Source organism: Nitrospirillum iridis, from assembly GCF_014205765.1.
In the GTDB taxonomy this organism is placed as follows: domain Bacteria; phylum Pseudomonadota; class Alphaproteobacteria; order Azospirillales; family Azospirillaceae; genus Nitrospirillum; species Nitrospirillum iridis.
Window position 1 is genome coordinate 92,072 of record NZ_JACIIZ010000015.1, and the last position, 13,625, is coordinate 105,696.

At 64.4% G+C, this 13,625-nt stretch carries 16 protein-coding genes; 4 read left to right on the forward strand and 12 right to left on the reverse strand.

What is annotated here, in order from left to right; all coding sequences use genetic code 11:
* The 10 genes from FHS74_RS23275 to FHS74_RS23320 form a co-directional block, all read right to left on the reverse strand.
* The gene (locus tag FHS74_RS23275) at nt 1-807 is read right to left on the reverse strand and encodes a hypothetical protein (RefSeq protein WP_184806005.1); all 807 of its coding nucleotides are present in this window, start codon (nt 805-807) and stop codon (nt 1-3) included.
* Between the two features lie 754 nt (nt 808-1,561).
* A complete protein-coding gene (locus FHS74_RS23280) occupies nt 1,562-2,743 on the reverse strand; it encodes an AAA family ATPase (RefSeq protein WP_184806008.1) in 1,182 nt (393 codons plus the stop codon).
* Complete coding sequence (locus FHS74_RS23285) at nt 2,740-3,279, reverse strand: hypothetical protein (protein ID WP_184806011.1); 540 nt, start codon at nt 3,277-3,279, stop codon at nt 2,740-2,742. The genes FHS74_RS23280 and FHS74_RS23285 overlap by 4 nt, the downstream gene beginning before the upstream one ends.
* A complete protein-coding gene (locus FHS74_RS23290) occupies nt 3,276-3,488 on the reverse strand; it encodes a hypothetical protein (protein WP_184806014.1) in 213 nt (70 codons plus the stop codon). The genes FHS74_RS23285 and FHS74_RS23290 overlap by 4 nt, the downstream gene beginning before the upstream one ends.
* A complete protein-coding gene (locus FHS74_RS23295) occupies nt 3,485-3,796 on the reverse strand; it encodes a hypothetical protein (RefSeq protein ID WP_184806017.1) in 312 nt (103 codons plus the stop codon). The genes FHS74_RS23290 and FHS74_RS23295 overlap by 4 nt, the downstream gene beginning before the upstream one ends.
* Nucleotides 3,793-4,272, reverse strand: coding sequence for a RuvC family protein (locus tag FHS74_RS23300; RefSeq protein ID WP_184806019.1), 480 nt, complete (start codon nt 4,270-4,272; stop codon nt 3,793-3,795). The genes FHS74_RS23295 and FHS74_RS23300 overlap by 4 nt, the downstream gene beginning before the upstream one ends.
* Before the next feature lie 213 nt (nt 4,273-4,485).
* Nucleotides 4,486-4,713, reverse strand: coding sequence for a hypothetical protein (locus FHS74_RS23305; protein WP_184806022.1), 228 nt, complete (start codon nt 4,711-4,713; stop codon nt 4,486-4,488).
* The gene (locus tag FHS74_RS23310) at nt 4,703-4,885 is read right to left on the reverse strand and encodes a hypothetical protein (protein ID WP_184806025.1); all 183 of its coding nucleotides are present in this window, start codon (nt 4,883-4,885) and stop codon (nt 4,703-4,705) included. The genes FHS74_RS23305 and FHS74_RS23310 overlap by 11 nt, the downstream gene beginning before the upstream one ends.
* Before the next feature lie 229 nt (nt 4,886-5,114).
* Complete coding sequence (locus tag FHS74_RS23315) at nt 5,115-5,804, reverse strand: hypothetical protein (RefSeq protein ID WP_211106501.1); 690 nt, start codon at nt 5,802-5,804, stop codon at nt 5,115-5,117.
* A 46-nt stretch (nt 5,805-5,850) separates the two neighbouring features.
* Entirely contained in the window at nt 5,851-7,224 is a 1,374-nt protein-coding gene (locus tag FHS74_RS23320; protein WP_184806028.1) for a tyrosine-type recombinase/integrase, read from the reverse strand.
* A 369-nt stretch (nt 7,225-7,593) separates the two neighbouring features.
* Between FHS74_RS23320 and FHS74_RS23325 the strand changes: the two genes are divergently transcribed.
* The 3 genes from FHS74_RS23325 (at nt 7,594) to FHS74_RS23335 (ending at nt 10,993) form a co-directional block, all read left to right on the forward strand.
* Nucleotides 7,594-9,246, forward strand: coding sequence for an EAL domain-containing protein (locus FHS74_RS23325; RefSeq protein ID WP_184806031.1), 1,653 nt, complete (start codon nt 7,594-7,596; stop codon nt 9,244-9,246).
* 231 nt (nt 9,247-9,477) lie between these two features.
* Nucleotides 9,478-10,611: an acyltransferase family protein gene (locus FHS74_RS23330; protein ID WP_184806034.1), complete on the forward strand. Its 1,134-nt coding sequence runs from the start codon at nt 9,478-9,480 to the stop codon at nt 10,609-10,611.
* Between the two features lie 148 nt (nt 10,612-10,759).
* Entirely contained in the window at nt 10,760-10,993 is a 234-nt protein-coding gene (locus FHS74_RS23335) for a hypothetical protein (RefSeq protein ID WP_184806037.1), read from the forward strand.
* Between the two features lie 61 nt (nt 10,994-11,054).
* On the opposite strand, the gene FHS74_RS23340 is transcribed toward FHS74_RS23335, so the two are convergent.
* Entirely contained in the window at nt 11,055-11,681 is a 627-nt protein-coding gene (locus FHS74_RS23340; RefSeq protein WP_184806040.1) for a YitT family protein, read from the reverse strand.
* A gap of 206 nt (nt 11,682-11,887) precedes the next feature.
* Here FHS74_RS23340 and FHS74_RS23345 point away from each other — a divergent pair, with 206 nt between their 5' ends.
* Nucleotides 11,888-12,121, forward strand: a complete 234-nt coding sequence (locus FHS74_RS23345; protein ID WP_184806043.1) for a hypothetical protein — start codon at nt 11,888-11,890, stop codon at nt 12,119-12,121.
* A gap of 31 nt (nt 12,122-12,152) precedes the next feature.
* Here the strand turns inward: FHS74_RS23345 and eat are convergent, their stop codons facing one another.
* Complete coding sequence (gene eat, locus FHS74_RS23350; RefSeq protein ID WP_425491370.1) at nt 12,153-13,547, reverse strand: ethanolamine permease; 1,395 nt, start codon at nt 13,545-13,547, stop codon at nt 12,153-12,155.
* Nucleotides 13,548-13,625: the final 78 nt, after the last annotated feature.

A 13,625-nucleotide genomic window follows, 5' to 3' on the forward strand; every position in this document is an offset into this window, starting at 1 on the left:
TCACAGGGTGGCGTTGGGGTTGGTGGCCAGGCGCTGGGCCAGGTCGGACCACGCTGCGGCGGCGGCATCACTCCCGGCCCGGGTGCCGATCTCGCCCACGTCCAGGGCGGTCAGGGCCGGCAGGTTGAACAGCGGGCCGTCAACGTGGCCGGCGCGGACACGGCTGGCAGGCCATGGGGCGTCGATTCCGGTCTTCGGCACCTGATGCATGCGGCCGGGGTTCATCTGGTCAGGCTCCAGCGCCATCGTGCGGTAGCCCAGGCGCTTCAGGGTGCCGTTGATCGCCTCCAGCGTCTGGGCGCAGCTGGCGGCCAGCGTGACAGCCTCCGCGTACTTGCCCCCATGCACTGCGGCGCATTCCATCAGCACATCGCCCACCAACTGGCTCAGCGTGGCGTTGTGCTGGGCGCCCAGGGCCGTCAGGGCGGTGACATCGCCATCCACCGCGACGGCGGCGGCCTTGGCGCTGTCGGCGTTCGCCTGGGCCGTGCGCAGCAGGGCTTCGGCGGCGGCCATCTCCGGCGTGTCGGCGCTGGGGCGCGGGCCAGTGCCTTCGATCGCCCAGGCCGCCACGGCGTCGGCGTGGGCACGCCGCAGGGCGTCGACACGGGCCTTGGCGGGTTCTACCTCGGCCATCAGGTCGTACAGCCGCTCGCTGCGCCGCATGGCGTTGTCGAGGCTGGTTTCGTGGACGGCCATGACGGCGTGGTGGTCGGCCAGCGCCTGGCGGGCGGGCGACAGGGGCGACGGCGCGACGGCGGCGGCCGGATGGTCGACCTTGCGGGGCTTGATGGGCAGGACGGGCATGGTGATAGGCTCCAGGGCGGTTGATGGTGCGATTTCAGGGTGCGGATAAGCCCAGAATGCGGACACATAGCGGACCGTCAACAAGAAAAATCTCGTATAGCATTGATATAATTGGCAAAAACTGGCAATTCGCACTGATTACTAATCAGTTTTAGACCGAAAGGCAGGCAGCACATTTTTTCAGGGAGAGGGCCGGCAGGGGTCGCATAGGGTGCCAGCACGTCCGCACCAGCCCTAGCGGATCGACGCGGGCGAGGTTCGGGCCGTCGCAAGGATGTGATCCGAACTCACCCCCTTTTGGGGGCTGTCCCTTGGAAACCAGGGGGCAGGTCAAGGGTGTCGTCTTAAGCGACTCCCTTTGGTTCCCCGGATGCGGGGGATCAATCCGGGGGTGTGCTCAACTCTGAGCCGGCCCAAGGGGGTGGTGAAACGCCACCCCGTCCTTTGCTCCCCGGATTTGGGGAGTGGTCGGGGTGTCGTCTTAAGCGGCGCCCTGCGTTTTGCTGGCCGGTCGGTGCCAGTCCCCGGATTGGGGGATTGGGAATTTGCGCCACGGCGGCGCGGTTCTGTCTTAGTCCCGCCAGCCACACCAAGGGTGGCGGGTATATATACGTAGTATATAGGGCGCGTGTGTGTGCAACGCCTGTGCAGTAAAATCAATGACTTAGCGAAACCGTTTGTGCGTTTGTGCAGCGTTTGAGCATTGAGCGATTTCAATGACTTAGCTGAACCGCTTGTGCGCGTTTGTGCAGCCTCATGGCGGGGGATTGGGGCGGATGATCCCCCGCCTGGCGTTCCGATTTCCGTAGTGCCCGACGGTGCCGATGGCGAGTTCCCCCCGCTCGAACAGGACTGCCATTTCCCGCTCCAATTCCCACTTTTTCAGCCCCTGCGCCAAGCCGTCCCGAATGACGCGGGTCGGCAGGTAGTTGCCCTGTCCCCGCGTGGCGATGGTGGGCCGGCCCTGGGCGTTGAACTGATCCACCGCCGCCAGCAGCACGTCACGCGCGTGGTTGGCGCGGTCGAGACGGTCGACCATGTCGGCGCCTTGCGCACCGTCGGCGACGAAGACGCCACCCTGCCAGGTGATGGGGATGTCACCGGCGATCGGGCCATAGTTCGCCTTCTTGGTCGACAGCACGCGGGCGTCCGGATCGACCACGGCGCCTTCCTCCGCCGCCGGGCGGGTCAGGTAGAGGCGGGAGCGGACGACAGCGTTCCAGGCGGTGGAACCGGACAGGCCGGACCCTTCCTGCATGCCGGCCCTGGAGGGGTGGCCGCAGACCACGACAGCCGCGCCGGTGGCCAGGGCCAGGGCGCGCAGCAGGCCGCCGAAGCGGTGGACCTCCGTGCGGGCGTTCTCGTTGCCCAAGAAGAAATCATAGAGGCTGTCCAGCACGATCAGTTCGGCCCCCAGTTCGCGGGCCCGCCTCAGGATGGCGTGATAGAACGGCGTGGCGTCGGCACCTTCGCCGGGTCGCCCGAAGATCAGCAGGGTGTTGTCCTCACCGACGCGGCCGGCGATGTCCACGTGCTCCAGGTCGCCCAGCGCGGCACCGTAAGCGGCGGCGATGTCCGTCATGCGGCGCTGCAGTTCGTCTTCCTCGTCTTCGCAGTACACGCCCAGGGTCTTCACCCTACGGCACTCCCGCCCCAGCCAGGGCGCGCCCAGGGCGGCGCTGGCTTGCAGCTGGAGGGCGAGCAGGGTCTTCCCCAGGCCGCCGTCGCCGGTCAGCAGGGTCACGTTACGCAGGGGGATCAGGTCGGGGACCAGCCATTGCCGCTCCGGCACCGGTTTCCCGGCCCACGAGGCGACGCAGGCGGTTTCCAGCCGGTCGATGAAGCCTTGGGGGTTGGCGGGCCCATCGAAGCGCCGGCGGCGGTTCCCGCCGGAGGGAAAGTCCTCCGGCGGGGCGCTGTGGGGGTTACGGTTCAAGCGGCCGCCCTCCAAGTCTGGGCGACGGTGACGCGCGGCTGGTGCCAGCGGGCGCATTCCTCCAACCGCTCCTTGAGCCGCTTGGCGAGCCCCCGCGTGGCGCAGGTGATGGCCGGCGCCTGGCCGATCCAAAAGCGCAAGTCGGCGGACCAGTCCAGGACGCAAGCCCCGGCGCCGCGGGCGCGCAGCCAGTCGAGAGGGTGGCGGTGCAGCACCAGCGGATGGTCGAAGATTGCCGCGTGGTCGACCTGCTCCAGGCCCAAGATAGGGCACCCGCCATAGAGCGGTTGCCACGTCTCCGGGGCGCTGAGGTCGATCTGCACCAGGTCGCGGACCTCAGGCCAGCCGGGGCCGTCGTCGTGCCAATCGGCCCAGCCAGCGGGCACGACAAGCGCGCCCTCCAGCACGCCTACCAAGCCGGGCCGGGCGAACACGGTGGGCGGGACGGCCGAAGCAATGAGGCGCTGGGCGATGGGCCAGGTGATAGCCAGCTCGGCACAGGCGAAGACGGTTTCGAGGGGGATGCGATCGCTCATCGGACCACCTCCAGGAATCCGCTCCATCGGACGGGCGTGCAGTCGAGGCGGGCCACGATCAACCGCCGCCGGAGTTGCCCCCGGTCCTCGATGATGTCGTCGACGAAACCGTCGTCCTCCTTCTCTCCCCAGCGGTAGTTGATGACGAATACGAAGCCTGGAGCGCCCGCGGCGCGACGGCAGATTTCGATTTCCAGGAAGTCGCTCACTGCAGCGCCCCCCAGTCTTCGACGGTACCGCCGGCCAAGAAGAAGGCCACCATCCGATTCATCGTTTCGATCCGCCTCCTGGTCTTGCTCACGGCGACGGACGCGGAAAGCAGCTGATCTGTCGAAGCCGTGTTCATCATGCCAAAAGCCTCGATGGCTGTTATTGCGGCCAGGAGATGCATCTGCGACGCGACCACTGGGGAATCCATTTCGTCCGCCTCGGCAATCAAGCGCATGGCCTGTCCGATTTTCGCGCCGGCCGCTTGGATGACGAGGAGGTTGGCGTTGGGGGCTTGATCGTCGTTCATCGGTCACCTCCCTGCCGCTGGCCGTACAGGGCGATCAAAGCCGCCTCCGCCCGGCCGTCGTGCTTCTTCAGCGGCCACAAGCCGGCCTGGCGGGGGAGAAGCTGGGAAGCCCGGGCGCGGGCCGCATCCTTGCCCGCGGGACAGCCCATGGCGCGTTTCCAGGACTGCGGCGTCACCAGGGTCACGGGGATGAAGTGAGCCGCCAGCAGCCCCTGCAGCGCGCCGAAGCAGGTTCCGAACTTGAACATGGAGGAGACGCCCTGGCCCGGCATCGCGCCGACCCGCTCCAGGAAGGCGACAGGCGCCGCCTCCTTGGCCAGGCCGTCGAAGATGTGGGCCAGCGCCGGCAGGTCCAGCTCGGTTCGCGTCAGGCGGTGGGTGGGCATGTCATGCACCACCAGCGCGCCGTCGGGCGACAGGACGGCAATCGCCCCGGACAGGCCGGGGTCGATGCCGATGACCACGTGGCCGGTCATGCTGCACCTCCCGGGCCGGCCAGGTGGGCGATGATTATGCGGAGCCGGTTCGCGTAGCTGGCCAGCGCCGCTGCGGCGCCCGGCTGGCCGTTGAACTCCGCGACGTCGGCGTGCATGTCCCGGAGCAAGCCCTGCAAGGCTGCTGCCGTGCTGGGGACCGGCGGCAGGAGCCGGACAACGGGGCCCCGCCGCTGGGGGCGGAAGTGGAGCACGTCACCCATGGACCACCGCCCGGCCGTAGGCCAGTTCCGCGATGGTGCGCGCCGTCGGCGCGCTGAAGCCGCAACGGCGCGCGATGCGCCGCGCCGCGATGTCTTCCAGGATGAAGGGGAGGGTGGTATCGTTGTGACCGGTGGAGCGACCAAACTCACCAATCACAACCCCCGGACCCATCTGGCGCGCCAACGCCTGCTTGGGCCGGGGGTTCGTCTTAGGCCGCATACCGAGCACCCCGCGGGGTCTTGCGCCGGCGGGCGGTGGGCGTGGCGGAGCGCGACGTTTCCCGCGACAGCAGCCAGGCCCGGATGGCCTCGATGCGGTAGTACTTGCGGCCCCGCAGCGCGATGAAGGGCAGCCCTTCCTCGATCAGACGGGCGAAAGTGCGGTCTGCCATGGGGAGGCCTGACCGCCCGAGCGCAACTTTCGCTTCCTCTCGCGTCAGTAGGCCATCCATAACGCCGGCCATGACGCCGGACGACGAAATCTGTTCAACCATTCTTACCTCGCACGTTAGTGCCGCTTGATGCGGCGAACACATGCAGGGTCGTGGCGATAACGCGTTGTTATCAAATACTATTACAAATTACATAGTGTAATTATTGAGATTACAAATTACATGTGTGCTACCGGCCTCTTCTCCATTCATAGTAATATATGCGATAATTACTCCATGACTCCGGATCTCCTAAAGATTTTGCGCAATCCTTAGCCATATCAGTGACGCTATTGCTGTATTTCGTCCCAAGATACTTAGAATTGTCTCTATACCAAGCGAAGGCCTTAATCTTCGCAAAATTGCCACCCGAACCTTTGCTTCTCTCAAAAAGATCGGATACCTCTCCTTCATCATCATTAAAGAATGAATAGAGATCGTTCTTCCTAATATGTGCGTTATAGGTTGTGACTCGATATCGTCTTTCTGGCAGAAAAGGTGCTTGGAATTCGGCGGCTCTGGAGATCAAGTCGTTTATTTCATCCTCATAATCAGGGCATTCAATGAGTCTAAATTCATAACTGACGTGGAATTGCCCGTCGTCTGTTGTTTCGAGTGAAATATTTCTGTTTCTGTCATCGAATGGCAATATGTATCGGTAATTCCAAAGAGATAGTGATTTGTCGGTGGAGGTATAGCCATACACGTTTCCGGGCTCCACTTCCCCAGAGAATTGCCATATCTTCTCTTGTGGCCGACCAATTGAGATCCAGATCTCCTGCCTTTCTCCGAGTAGCCAAAAGTAACGGCGCTCTAAAGCTGTTAGAATCCAATCTCTTAAGAAAGCTCGTGACCGAAAATATGGACGCATGAATTCCATTGCATCTCTAAGAGAGAGCGGCGAATCGGTAGCTCGGCCGATACTGTCAAAGTGCATGATTTTCTCGTTCTATTAGATTAATCACGTTGGTAGTCGGCTGGGTGGCGGCCCCCACTACCGCCCCCACCCGCTCCGTCGCCGCTCGCAATGGATCATCCATCAGATGCGCGTACCGGGCCGTCGTCTGCGCCTGGGTGTGCCCCAGCAGCGCGCCGATGATGGGCAGGGACAGGCCGGCGCTTACCAGGATGCTGGCGTAGGTGTGCCGCAGGTCATGCACGCGCACGTCCGTCAGGCCGGCGGGAATAGCCTCTCCCGGGCGCCCGGCCCATTCCAGCCTGGCGGACTCCAGCCATTCCTCATAGCTCGGCAGACGTCCCAGCTTGGCTTGCAGAACTGCCACCAGCCGGCCGGCATCCGTTTCAGGTTGAGCGGCGAACAAGTTGACCGAGGCCAGCTCGGTGACGGCCCGCCAGAACGACGATATGTCCTTCATCGGCTTGCTGGGCATATCGCCTGGAAAAACGAACGGGCTGCGGTTGGCTGGCGCTACCTTTTCCGCCTGGGCCCGCATCTCGGCCAGAAGCTGGCGGGCCGGTGCGCTCAAGGGCACCCGATGTTCCGTCTTCTGCTTAGTGGTGGCGCCAGGCTTCACCCACAGGCCGGACGTCAGGTCGAATTGATCCCACCGGGCGCTCAGCACCTCGCCGCGGCGGGCGCCGGTGAGGAGGAGAAGGCGCACGACGTTGGCGCTGCTGCGCTCCCGGTGCGTCTGCAGCACCTCGGTGAGGGCGATCAGCTCGGCACCAGCGAGGTAGCGCTTCCGCTTCTCCTCCGCGTTCTTATCGACGCCCCTGACCGGGTTGTCGGTGCGCATCTCCCACTTGATGGCCAGGTTGAACATTTTCGACAGCAGGGACAGGACACGGTTGGCGGCGTAGGGAGCTGTCCGGCTGATGTCCTGGTGCAGCCGGTCGACGTCCGAGAACCGGACATCCGCCACCTTCATCCTTCCGAGTCGGGGCAGGACGTGGACGCGCATGTTGCGCTCGTCCTCCTTGGCGCTACCAGGGCGCTTCTTCGGCAAATGCTCCCCTTGATAGCGCTCCGCCAGATCCTGGACCGTGGGCGCCGCGCGGCGGGCGTGCCGATCACCCATTGGATCTTCGCCCAGGTCGACTTGGCGCTTCAGCTCCTTCGCTTGGCTGCGTGCTTTCTCTACCGGCCAGTCAGGCCAGCTTCCTATGGTGATGCGGCGCTCCCGCCCACCATCGGCCCTATAGTTGAGGATGAATGACACCTTTCCCAGCGCGGTGACGCGGGCACCGAACCCGGTCACGTCGCTGTCGTAGGTGATCCTATTTCCGCTTGCCGGGGGCTCCAGCCCCTTGACAACGCGCTCGGTCAATTTGACGGCCATCGCCATCCTCTCTCGTCGTGTCCGCACCCGTGTCCGCACAGATGACGGCAAACCCTGGCGATTAGGGTCGCACCTTTGGCGGAAGCTGGCAAGGAAAAGCGCTGGTATGACAATGGTTTCTGAGGGAAAGTGGCGGAAATGCACGGAATGCCTGGCTCTCCATTTTCAGACTCAAAATCTGTTGGCCGCAAGGTCGTGTTGGTTCGAGTCCGACCGGGGGCACCACTTCAATCTTCCGACATCACCGAATGATCCAGATGGCCCCTCGCGGGCCATTTTCCTGTCCGCCTGTCCTGTGGCGCCCGTCTTCACCCGGTCTTAACCATGGGGCGGTGACGATACCGGAAAGCCTTCGGTGACGCGGTCGAGATGAAACGGGTTGAGCGCTATCTGGGATTCGCCTTTGCCAATGCCGACCTCCTGGTGGAGGTCGATGGCGATGGCACGGTACGGTTCGCGGCGGGCGCCACCCTGGCGCTGACGGGGTGGAGCGATGCCGAGCTGACGGGTCGGGCGCTGGCCGACCTGCTGGCGCCGGCGGATCGTGCCCTGGTGCGGCGTTTGCTGGCGGCCCTGGGCGACAGTGACCGCAGCGCGCCGCGCCCGGTTCGCCTGTCGCGCCGGGATGGGCGGGAGGTGGTCTGCGTCCTGGCGGCCTACCACCTGCAGGGGACGCCCCTGGTGAACGTCACCTTCTGCCAATGGGCGGTGGGTCAGGCCCGGCTGCCGGCGCCGGCCGATGTCGATCCCGCGACCGGCTTGCTGACCCGGGCCGCCTTCACCCGGGCCGCCGACGAGGGTCTTGCCCCCGACCAGCCGGGGCCGCCGACCTGTTCCGCCATGACCCTGCTGGAGATGAACAATCTGGCCGACATCCGCACCCGGCTGACGGCGGAGGCCGATGGCCAACTGATGACGGAGATCGGCGCGGTCTTCCGGCACCACGGCGGCGCCGGGGCGGTGGCCGGCCGGTTGGCGGACGCCCGTTTCGGCGTCATGGCGCCGGCCAGTCTGGCGGAGCGCATCACCCAGGATATCGCGCGGATCGCGGCCGACCTCGGCCTGGAGCGGCCCATCGAGGTCGACGCCCGCACGCTGGATGGCGACAGCTTCGGTCTCAGCCGCGCCGACCGCTCCCGCCTGCTGTTGCATGCGCTGCGCCGATTCGCCGAGGCGGGGGCGGCGGCGGTGGATGTGCTCTCCGGCCAGTCGGCCGCCGCCGGCTTCGTGAAGGACGCCGTCGGCTGCCTGGCCCGCCTGCGTGACGATCTGGGCGGCAATCGGCTGTCGCTGGTCTATGAACCCATCATCGACCTGAAGACGGGGCGCATGCATCATCTGGAGGTGCTGAGCCGCTTCAACGGCGACCGCCCCGGCGCCGTCATCACCCTGGCGGAGGAGCTGGGCGTGATCAACGACGTGGACATGCTGGTGTGCAGCCTGGCGATGCGGGAGCTGGAGACGGCACCGGCGGATATCATCCTGGCCGTGAACCTGTCCGCCGTTTCCGTGGGATCGGACCTGTTCATGCAGTCGCTGATGACCCAGCTGCGCGCCCAAGCCGGCCTCGCCGGCCGCCTGATGTTCGAGGTCACGGAAACCGGGCAGTTGGGCGATTTGGACCGGGCGCGCGCCGTACTTGGCGCCGTACGCCGCTTGGGCCACCCCATATGCCTGGACGATTTCGGGGTCGGCATGGCCTCCTTCACCTACATCCGGGCGCTGGATTTCGACCATGTGAAGCTGGACGGCAGCTTCATATCCCGGATGTGCGCGAGCAAACGGGAGGAGGCGATCGTCGCCGGCATGTTGGCGCTGTGCCGCGGCCTGAACATCTCCGCCATTGCCGAGCATGTGGAAAATCCCGAACAGCTGTTGCGCTTGCGCGGCATGGGCTGCGCCATGGGGCAGGGGTGGCTGTTCTCCCAAGCCATGGACCGGCCGCGGCGGCGGGACGCCGACCTGCGCCCCCTGTCCCGGCCCTCGGCCTGGCGGCCGACGGTGCAGGGGACGGGAGGATGAGCCCAGCCCGCTGAACCGGGCCGATGACGCATGCCGTCCGTCCGCCCCCGGGAAAGTGACCGTTCGGGGAATGCGCCCTTTAGGTGCTTGACTGTAAATATAAAGTGTATTTTCTTCAGTGGAGATTGCGGCAGTCTTGGTTTTGTGGGGCCGCTCCAGATCTTGTCTGATTTTATCACATATAGAAATTCTATTTATTGAGGTGTGTGTTTTGTGTTTAGGCATATTGTGGTGTCAAGAACGACGATAAAATGCCTGATGGAGGGCGCGGGTGGCCGGCCGCGAGGCTTCGACAGCCTACGCTCCATTCTCGCCATCGCCGTGGTCCTGTGGCACACGTCTTCGATCTGCTACGGCCTTGACGGTGAGGCGTGGCTCTGGACCGGCCCCCTGCGGCCTTTGGGCTATTTCATTGTTCCCGCCTTTTTTGCGCTCAGTGGCTTTCTTGTTGCCGGAAGTCTGCTCCGGAATGACCTCACGACGTTCGTCACCCTCCGCCTCGTCCGGATTTATCCGGCGCTGGCTGTTGAGGTCTTCATTTCCGCCTTCATCATCGGCATCGGGGTGACAAATCTGGGCATTGGCGATTATTTCACGGGTCGGAGACTATATAGCTATCTGCTTAACGTCATAGGTTTTGTTCATTATAGTCTTCCTGGCGTTTTTACGGAAAATCCGGTTGCAGGCGTTGTGAATGCCCAGCTTTGGACAATACCCTATGAGCTCTATTGCTATGGAGTTCTCACCATTGTCGCCTTGATCGGCCTGTGCAGGCGCCCCGTCGGCTTTATGATGGCTGTGGTCATTCTTAACATATTCATTTTGATATACGCGACTTACGGGGATGACACGCTGGCATTCGCGGTGCGCCCGCCCGGCGGGTTGGCCATTCTTTGCTTTCTATACGGCGTGGGCTTTTATCTGGTCAGGGATAAGATTCCGATGAACTGGGCCTTATTTATCGGTTCCTTGATCGCGTACACCGGGTTTGTTTTCTTCGCTGAAACCGTCTATGCCTCCGCCGTGTTTGCCACCTACATGACCATTTTCCTCGGTTTGAAAAAGAAAAAAATCCCGCTGATCAGTGGCATGGCAAAGTATTCGTACGGGGTGTACCTCTACGGCTATCCACTCCAGCAAATGGTCTATCAGTCGCTACCCGCCGGCAAGGCGTGGTGGTCCAATTTCCTCATCAGCTTCCCGCTGAGCCTGGCGGGCGCGGCGCTGTCCTGGCATCTTGTCGAGCGCAGGTTCGATGAAAAAAAGAAAAGCATCGTGGCCGCCGCCAATCGGCTTCGTGATGATCTTCGCGCGCGCTGGGTGGGGCCCATCCCCGGGCGGGGGGTGGACACGCCTCGGAATTGACCCCGTTTGTCATATAATAATTTCGCCATCGACGCATGAATTCGTCCCGAATACATGACTTAAATCAAATGCGCGGACCAATACGATAGATCAGTTGCAACGACACCCTTGCGGGATTTCAATAGAGGTCCAAGGTGGAGGTGTCCCCATGACCCAGAATAGCACCTATGCCCTCGTTTTGAGGGAGCATGTCGCGGACCTTGACCCCCTCATAGAGCGCTGGACCAGCGGGCATTTCCTGCTGACGGGTGCTGCCCGTGACGAGGCCGAGGAATTTATTGGTCGCCTGAAGGATCTCCGGGCTGATCTGGCCAGTCGAATGGCCCGGCCGGACCTGGAGGATCGCATGCCGCTGGTCGCCGACGGCATGACGGTTCGATAGGCTCGCGCCGTACCCCTTGTCCGTCCCGGGGAGCGACTTCGGGACGGACAAGGCCGGCCGCTCATCCCGCTGGATCGGCCGTCAGGCCCAGATACCGGTCGGCCCGGTGGTTCATGGCCAGGATCATGTTGGCGATGATGGCGCCAATGACCGATAGCGCCAGGTGTTGCGGGCTCAGCACGAAGCAGGCCGACGTCAGGATGACGGCATCCAGCCCCAACTGGACATATCCGGCGCGCACGCCGAACCGTTCCTGCAGGTAGAGCGCCAGGATGTTGATCCCGCCCAGCCCGATGCGGTGGCGGAACAGGATCAGCAGTCCCGTGCCGATCAGCCCGCCGCCGGCCAGCGCGGCATAGACTGGATTCAGGACCGCGAAATCCACCCAGCCCGGCGTCAGCCGCGTCTCGATCGACACCAGGCAGACAGCGACGAAGGTGCGCGCGGTGAACCGCCAGCCCATGCGTCGCCAGGCCAGGACGTAGAAGGGCAGGTTCAGCGCGAAGAACAGCAGCCAGAAGCCCGTGCCCGTCACATAGTGCAGCAGCAGCGCCAGGCCGGCGATGCTGCCCACCAGCAGCGTGGCCTTGGCGTAGAGCGTGGTGCCCAGCGAGACGAACAACGTACCCACGCACAGCGCCGCCAAGTTCTCATAGGACTGATGGTGCTGGTGATTTTCCCGCCGCATGTTTCGTCACCCGATAAATCCACAATTATTTTGATGTTATATTGGCGGATATACCGGCACATCTTCGCTTATCGCGTGGCAGGGCGGCTCTCCCCTGGCGTGCCGCCGCCACGGACCTTTTGGGGTAGGGGCGTGTATCCAATGCCCCGTTGCTGGTCTTCCGGGTTTTTGAAAGCCTGCGCAAGCATCATCACAGGAGGAAAGCCATGAGCCAGAACAGCGCCTATACCCGCCTTCTGCAGGAACGCATCGCCGACCTCGACCCCTTGATCGAGCGGTGGAGCAGCGACAGCCTGATCCTGACCGACACCGCCGGCGACGAAGCCGAGGAATATCTGGAGCGCCTGAAGGTCATCCGGGCCGAGATGGCCGGCCGCCTGGGGCGCCCGGACCTGGATGAGCGGCTGCCGGGCGTCACCAACAGCATGCTGGCGCGCTGACGCCCAAGCCCGCTGACGCCCAGGCCGTCCATTACAAGCCCGGCTCCACCACGGTCTCAACGGACGCACCCGCCATGGGCCGCCCGGCCGCCCGGCGGCAATAGAGCCAGCCCAGCGCCAGCAGGGCCACGAACACGCCGAACAGCAGCGGGTTGTAATAGATCATGGCCGCCAGGCAGAGGCAGGCGAGCGACAGGGCCGTGGCCGGCACCAGGGGATAGCCCGGCGCACGGAACGGCCGGGCCATTTCCGGCGCGGTGCGGCGCAGGCGGAACAGGCTGGCCATGCTGATGATGTACATGACGATGGCGCCGAACACCGACAGGGTGACGATGTTGGCCGTCAGCGGCTGGCCGCCGAAGGCCAGCACCTCGTCGGAGAAGATGGCGGCGATGCCCACCGCGGCGCCGGCCAGGATGGCCCAGTGCGGCGTGCGGCGCGTGGGATGCAGGCGGCTCAGGGCGGCGGGCAGGAACCCCGCCCGCGCCAGGGCGAAGATCTGGCGGGAATAGCCCATGATGATGCCGTGGAAACTGGCGATCAGGCCGAACAGGCCGATCCACACCAGCATGTGCAGCCAGCCGCTGTCCGCCCCCACCACCGCCTTCATCGCCTGGGGCAGGGGGTCGTTGATGTTGGCCAGGTCCCGCCAGTCACCCACGCCACCCGCCAGGATCATGGTGCCGAAGGCCAGCGCCACCAGGGTCAGGATGCCGGCGATGTAGGCGCGGGGAATGGTCCGCGCCGGGTCCTTGGCCTCCTCCGCTGCCATGGCCGCCCCCTCGATGGCCAGGAAGAACCAGATGGCGAAGGGGATGGCAGCGAACACGCCGCCCAGCGCGGCCGGGGAAGACGCGCCGGCGTCGCCGGCCCAGCCGTGGGCGGCGAAGTTGGACCAGGCGAAGCCCGGCGCCACCACGCCCATGAACACCAGCAACTCGGCGATGGCCAGCAACGTCACACACAGCTCGAACGTGGCGGCGATGGTGACACCGGCGATGTTGAGCGCGGCGAACACGCCATAGGCGCCGACCGCCGCCAGCTTCGGATTCAATCCCGGGAACTGCACATTGAGATAGGCGCCGATGGCGAGAGCGATGGCCGGTGGCGCGAAGACGAACTCGATCAGGGTGGCATAGCCGGCGATGAAGCCACCCATCGGCCCGAAGGCGCGGTGGCTGTAGGCGAAGGGCCCGCCCGCGTGCGGGATGGCGGTGGTCAGCTCGGTGAAGCTGAAGATGAAGGTGGTGTACAGCACGGCCACCAGGATGGTGGTGGCCAGGAACCCCAGGGTACCCGCCTGCGCCCAGCCATAGCTCCAGCCGAAATACTCGCCGGAGATGACCAACCCCACGGCGATGCCCCAGAGATGCCATCCGCCCAGGGTCTTGCTCAGTCCCGCCGCCGTCCCCGTCTCCATGCCCATCCCGCCTTGCCTGTCCGACCTTGCCCGGTCGCTCCAGTATGCCCGGGATGGGCGGAAGCGGGAGGGGGGATTTGCATG

What these genes read in the sequence shown, in the direction of transcription:
- FHS74_RS23275 (WP_184806005.1), bottom strand. Translation starts at nt 807, where the DNA reads ATGCCCGTCCTGCCCATCAAGCCCCGCAAGGTCGACCATCCGGCCGCC.
- FHS74_RS23285 (WP_184806011.1), bottom strand. Translation starts at nt 3,279, where the DNA reads ATGAGCGATCGCATCCCCCTCGAAACCGTCTTCGCCTGTGCCGAGCTG.
- FHS74_RS23295 (WP_184806017.1), bottom strand. Translation starts at nt 3,796, where the DNA reads ATGAACGACGATCAAGCCCCCAACGCCAACCTCCTCGTCATCCAAGCG.
- FHS74_RS23300 (WP_184806019.1), bottom strand. Translation starts at nt 4,272, where the DNA reads ATGACCGGCCACGTGGTCATCGGCATCGACCCCGGCCTGTCCGGGGCG.
- FHS74_RS23305 (WP_184806022.1), bottom strand. Translation starts at nt 4,713, where the DNA reads ATGCGGCCTAAGACGAACCCCCGGCCCAAGCAGGCGTTGGCGCGCCAG.
- FHS74_RS23310 (WP_184806025.1), bottom strand. Translation starts at nt 4,885, where the DNA reads ATGGCAGACCGCACTTTCGCCCGTCTGATCGAGGAAGGGCTGCCCTTC.
- FHS74_RS23315 (WP_211106501.1), bottom strand. Translation starts at nt 5,804, where the DNA reads ATGGAATTCATGCGTCCATATTTTCGGTCACGAGCTTTCTTAAGAGAT.
- FHS74_RS23320 (WP_184806028.1), bottom strand. Translation starts at nt 7,224, where the DNA reads ATGGCCGTCAAATTGACCGAGCGCGTTGTCAAGGGGCTGGAGCCCCCG.
- FHS74_RS23325 (WP_184806031.1), top strand. Translation starts at nt 7,594, where the DNA reads ATGAAACGGGTTGAGCGCTATCTGGGATTCGCCTTTGCCAATGCCGAC.
- FHS74_RS23335 (WP_184806037.1), top strand. Translation starts at nt 10,760, where the DNA reads ATGACCCAGAATAGCACCTATGCCCTCGTTTTGAGGGAGCATGTCGCG.
- FHS74_RS23340 (WP_184806040.1), bottom strand. Translation starts at nt 11,681, where the DNA reads ATGCGGCGGGAAAATCACCAGCACCATCAGTCCTATGAGAACTTGGCG.
- FHS74_RS23345 (WP_184806043.1), top strand. Translation starts at nt 11,888, where the DNA reads ATGAGCCAGAACAGCGCCTATACCCGCCTTCTGCAGGAACGCATCGCC.
- eat (WP_425491370.1), bottom strand. Translation starts at nt 13,547, where the DNA reads ATGGGCATGGAGACGGGGACGGCGGCGGGACTGAGCAAGACCCTGGGC.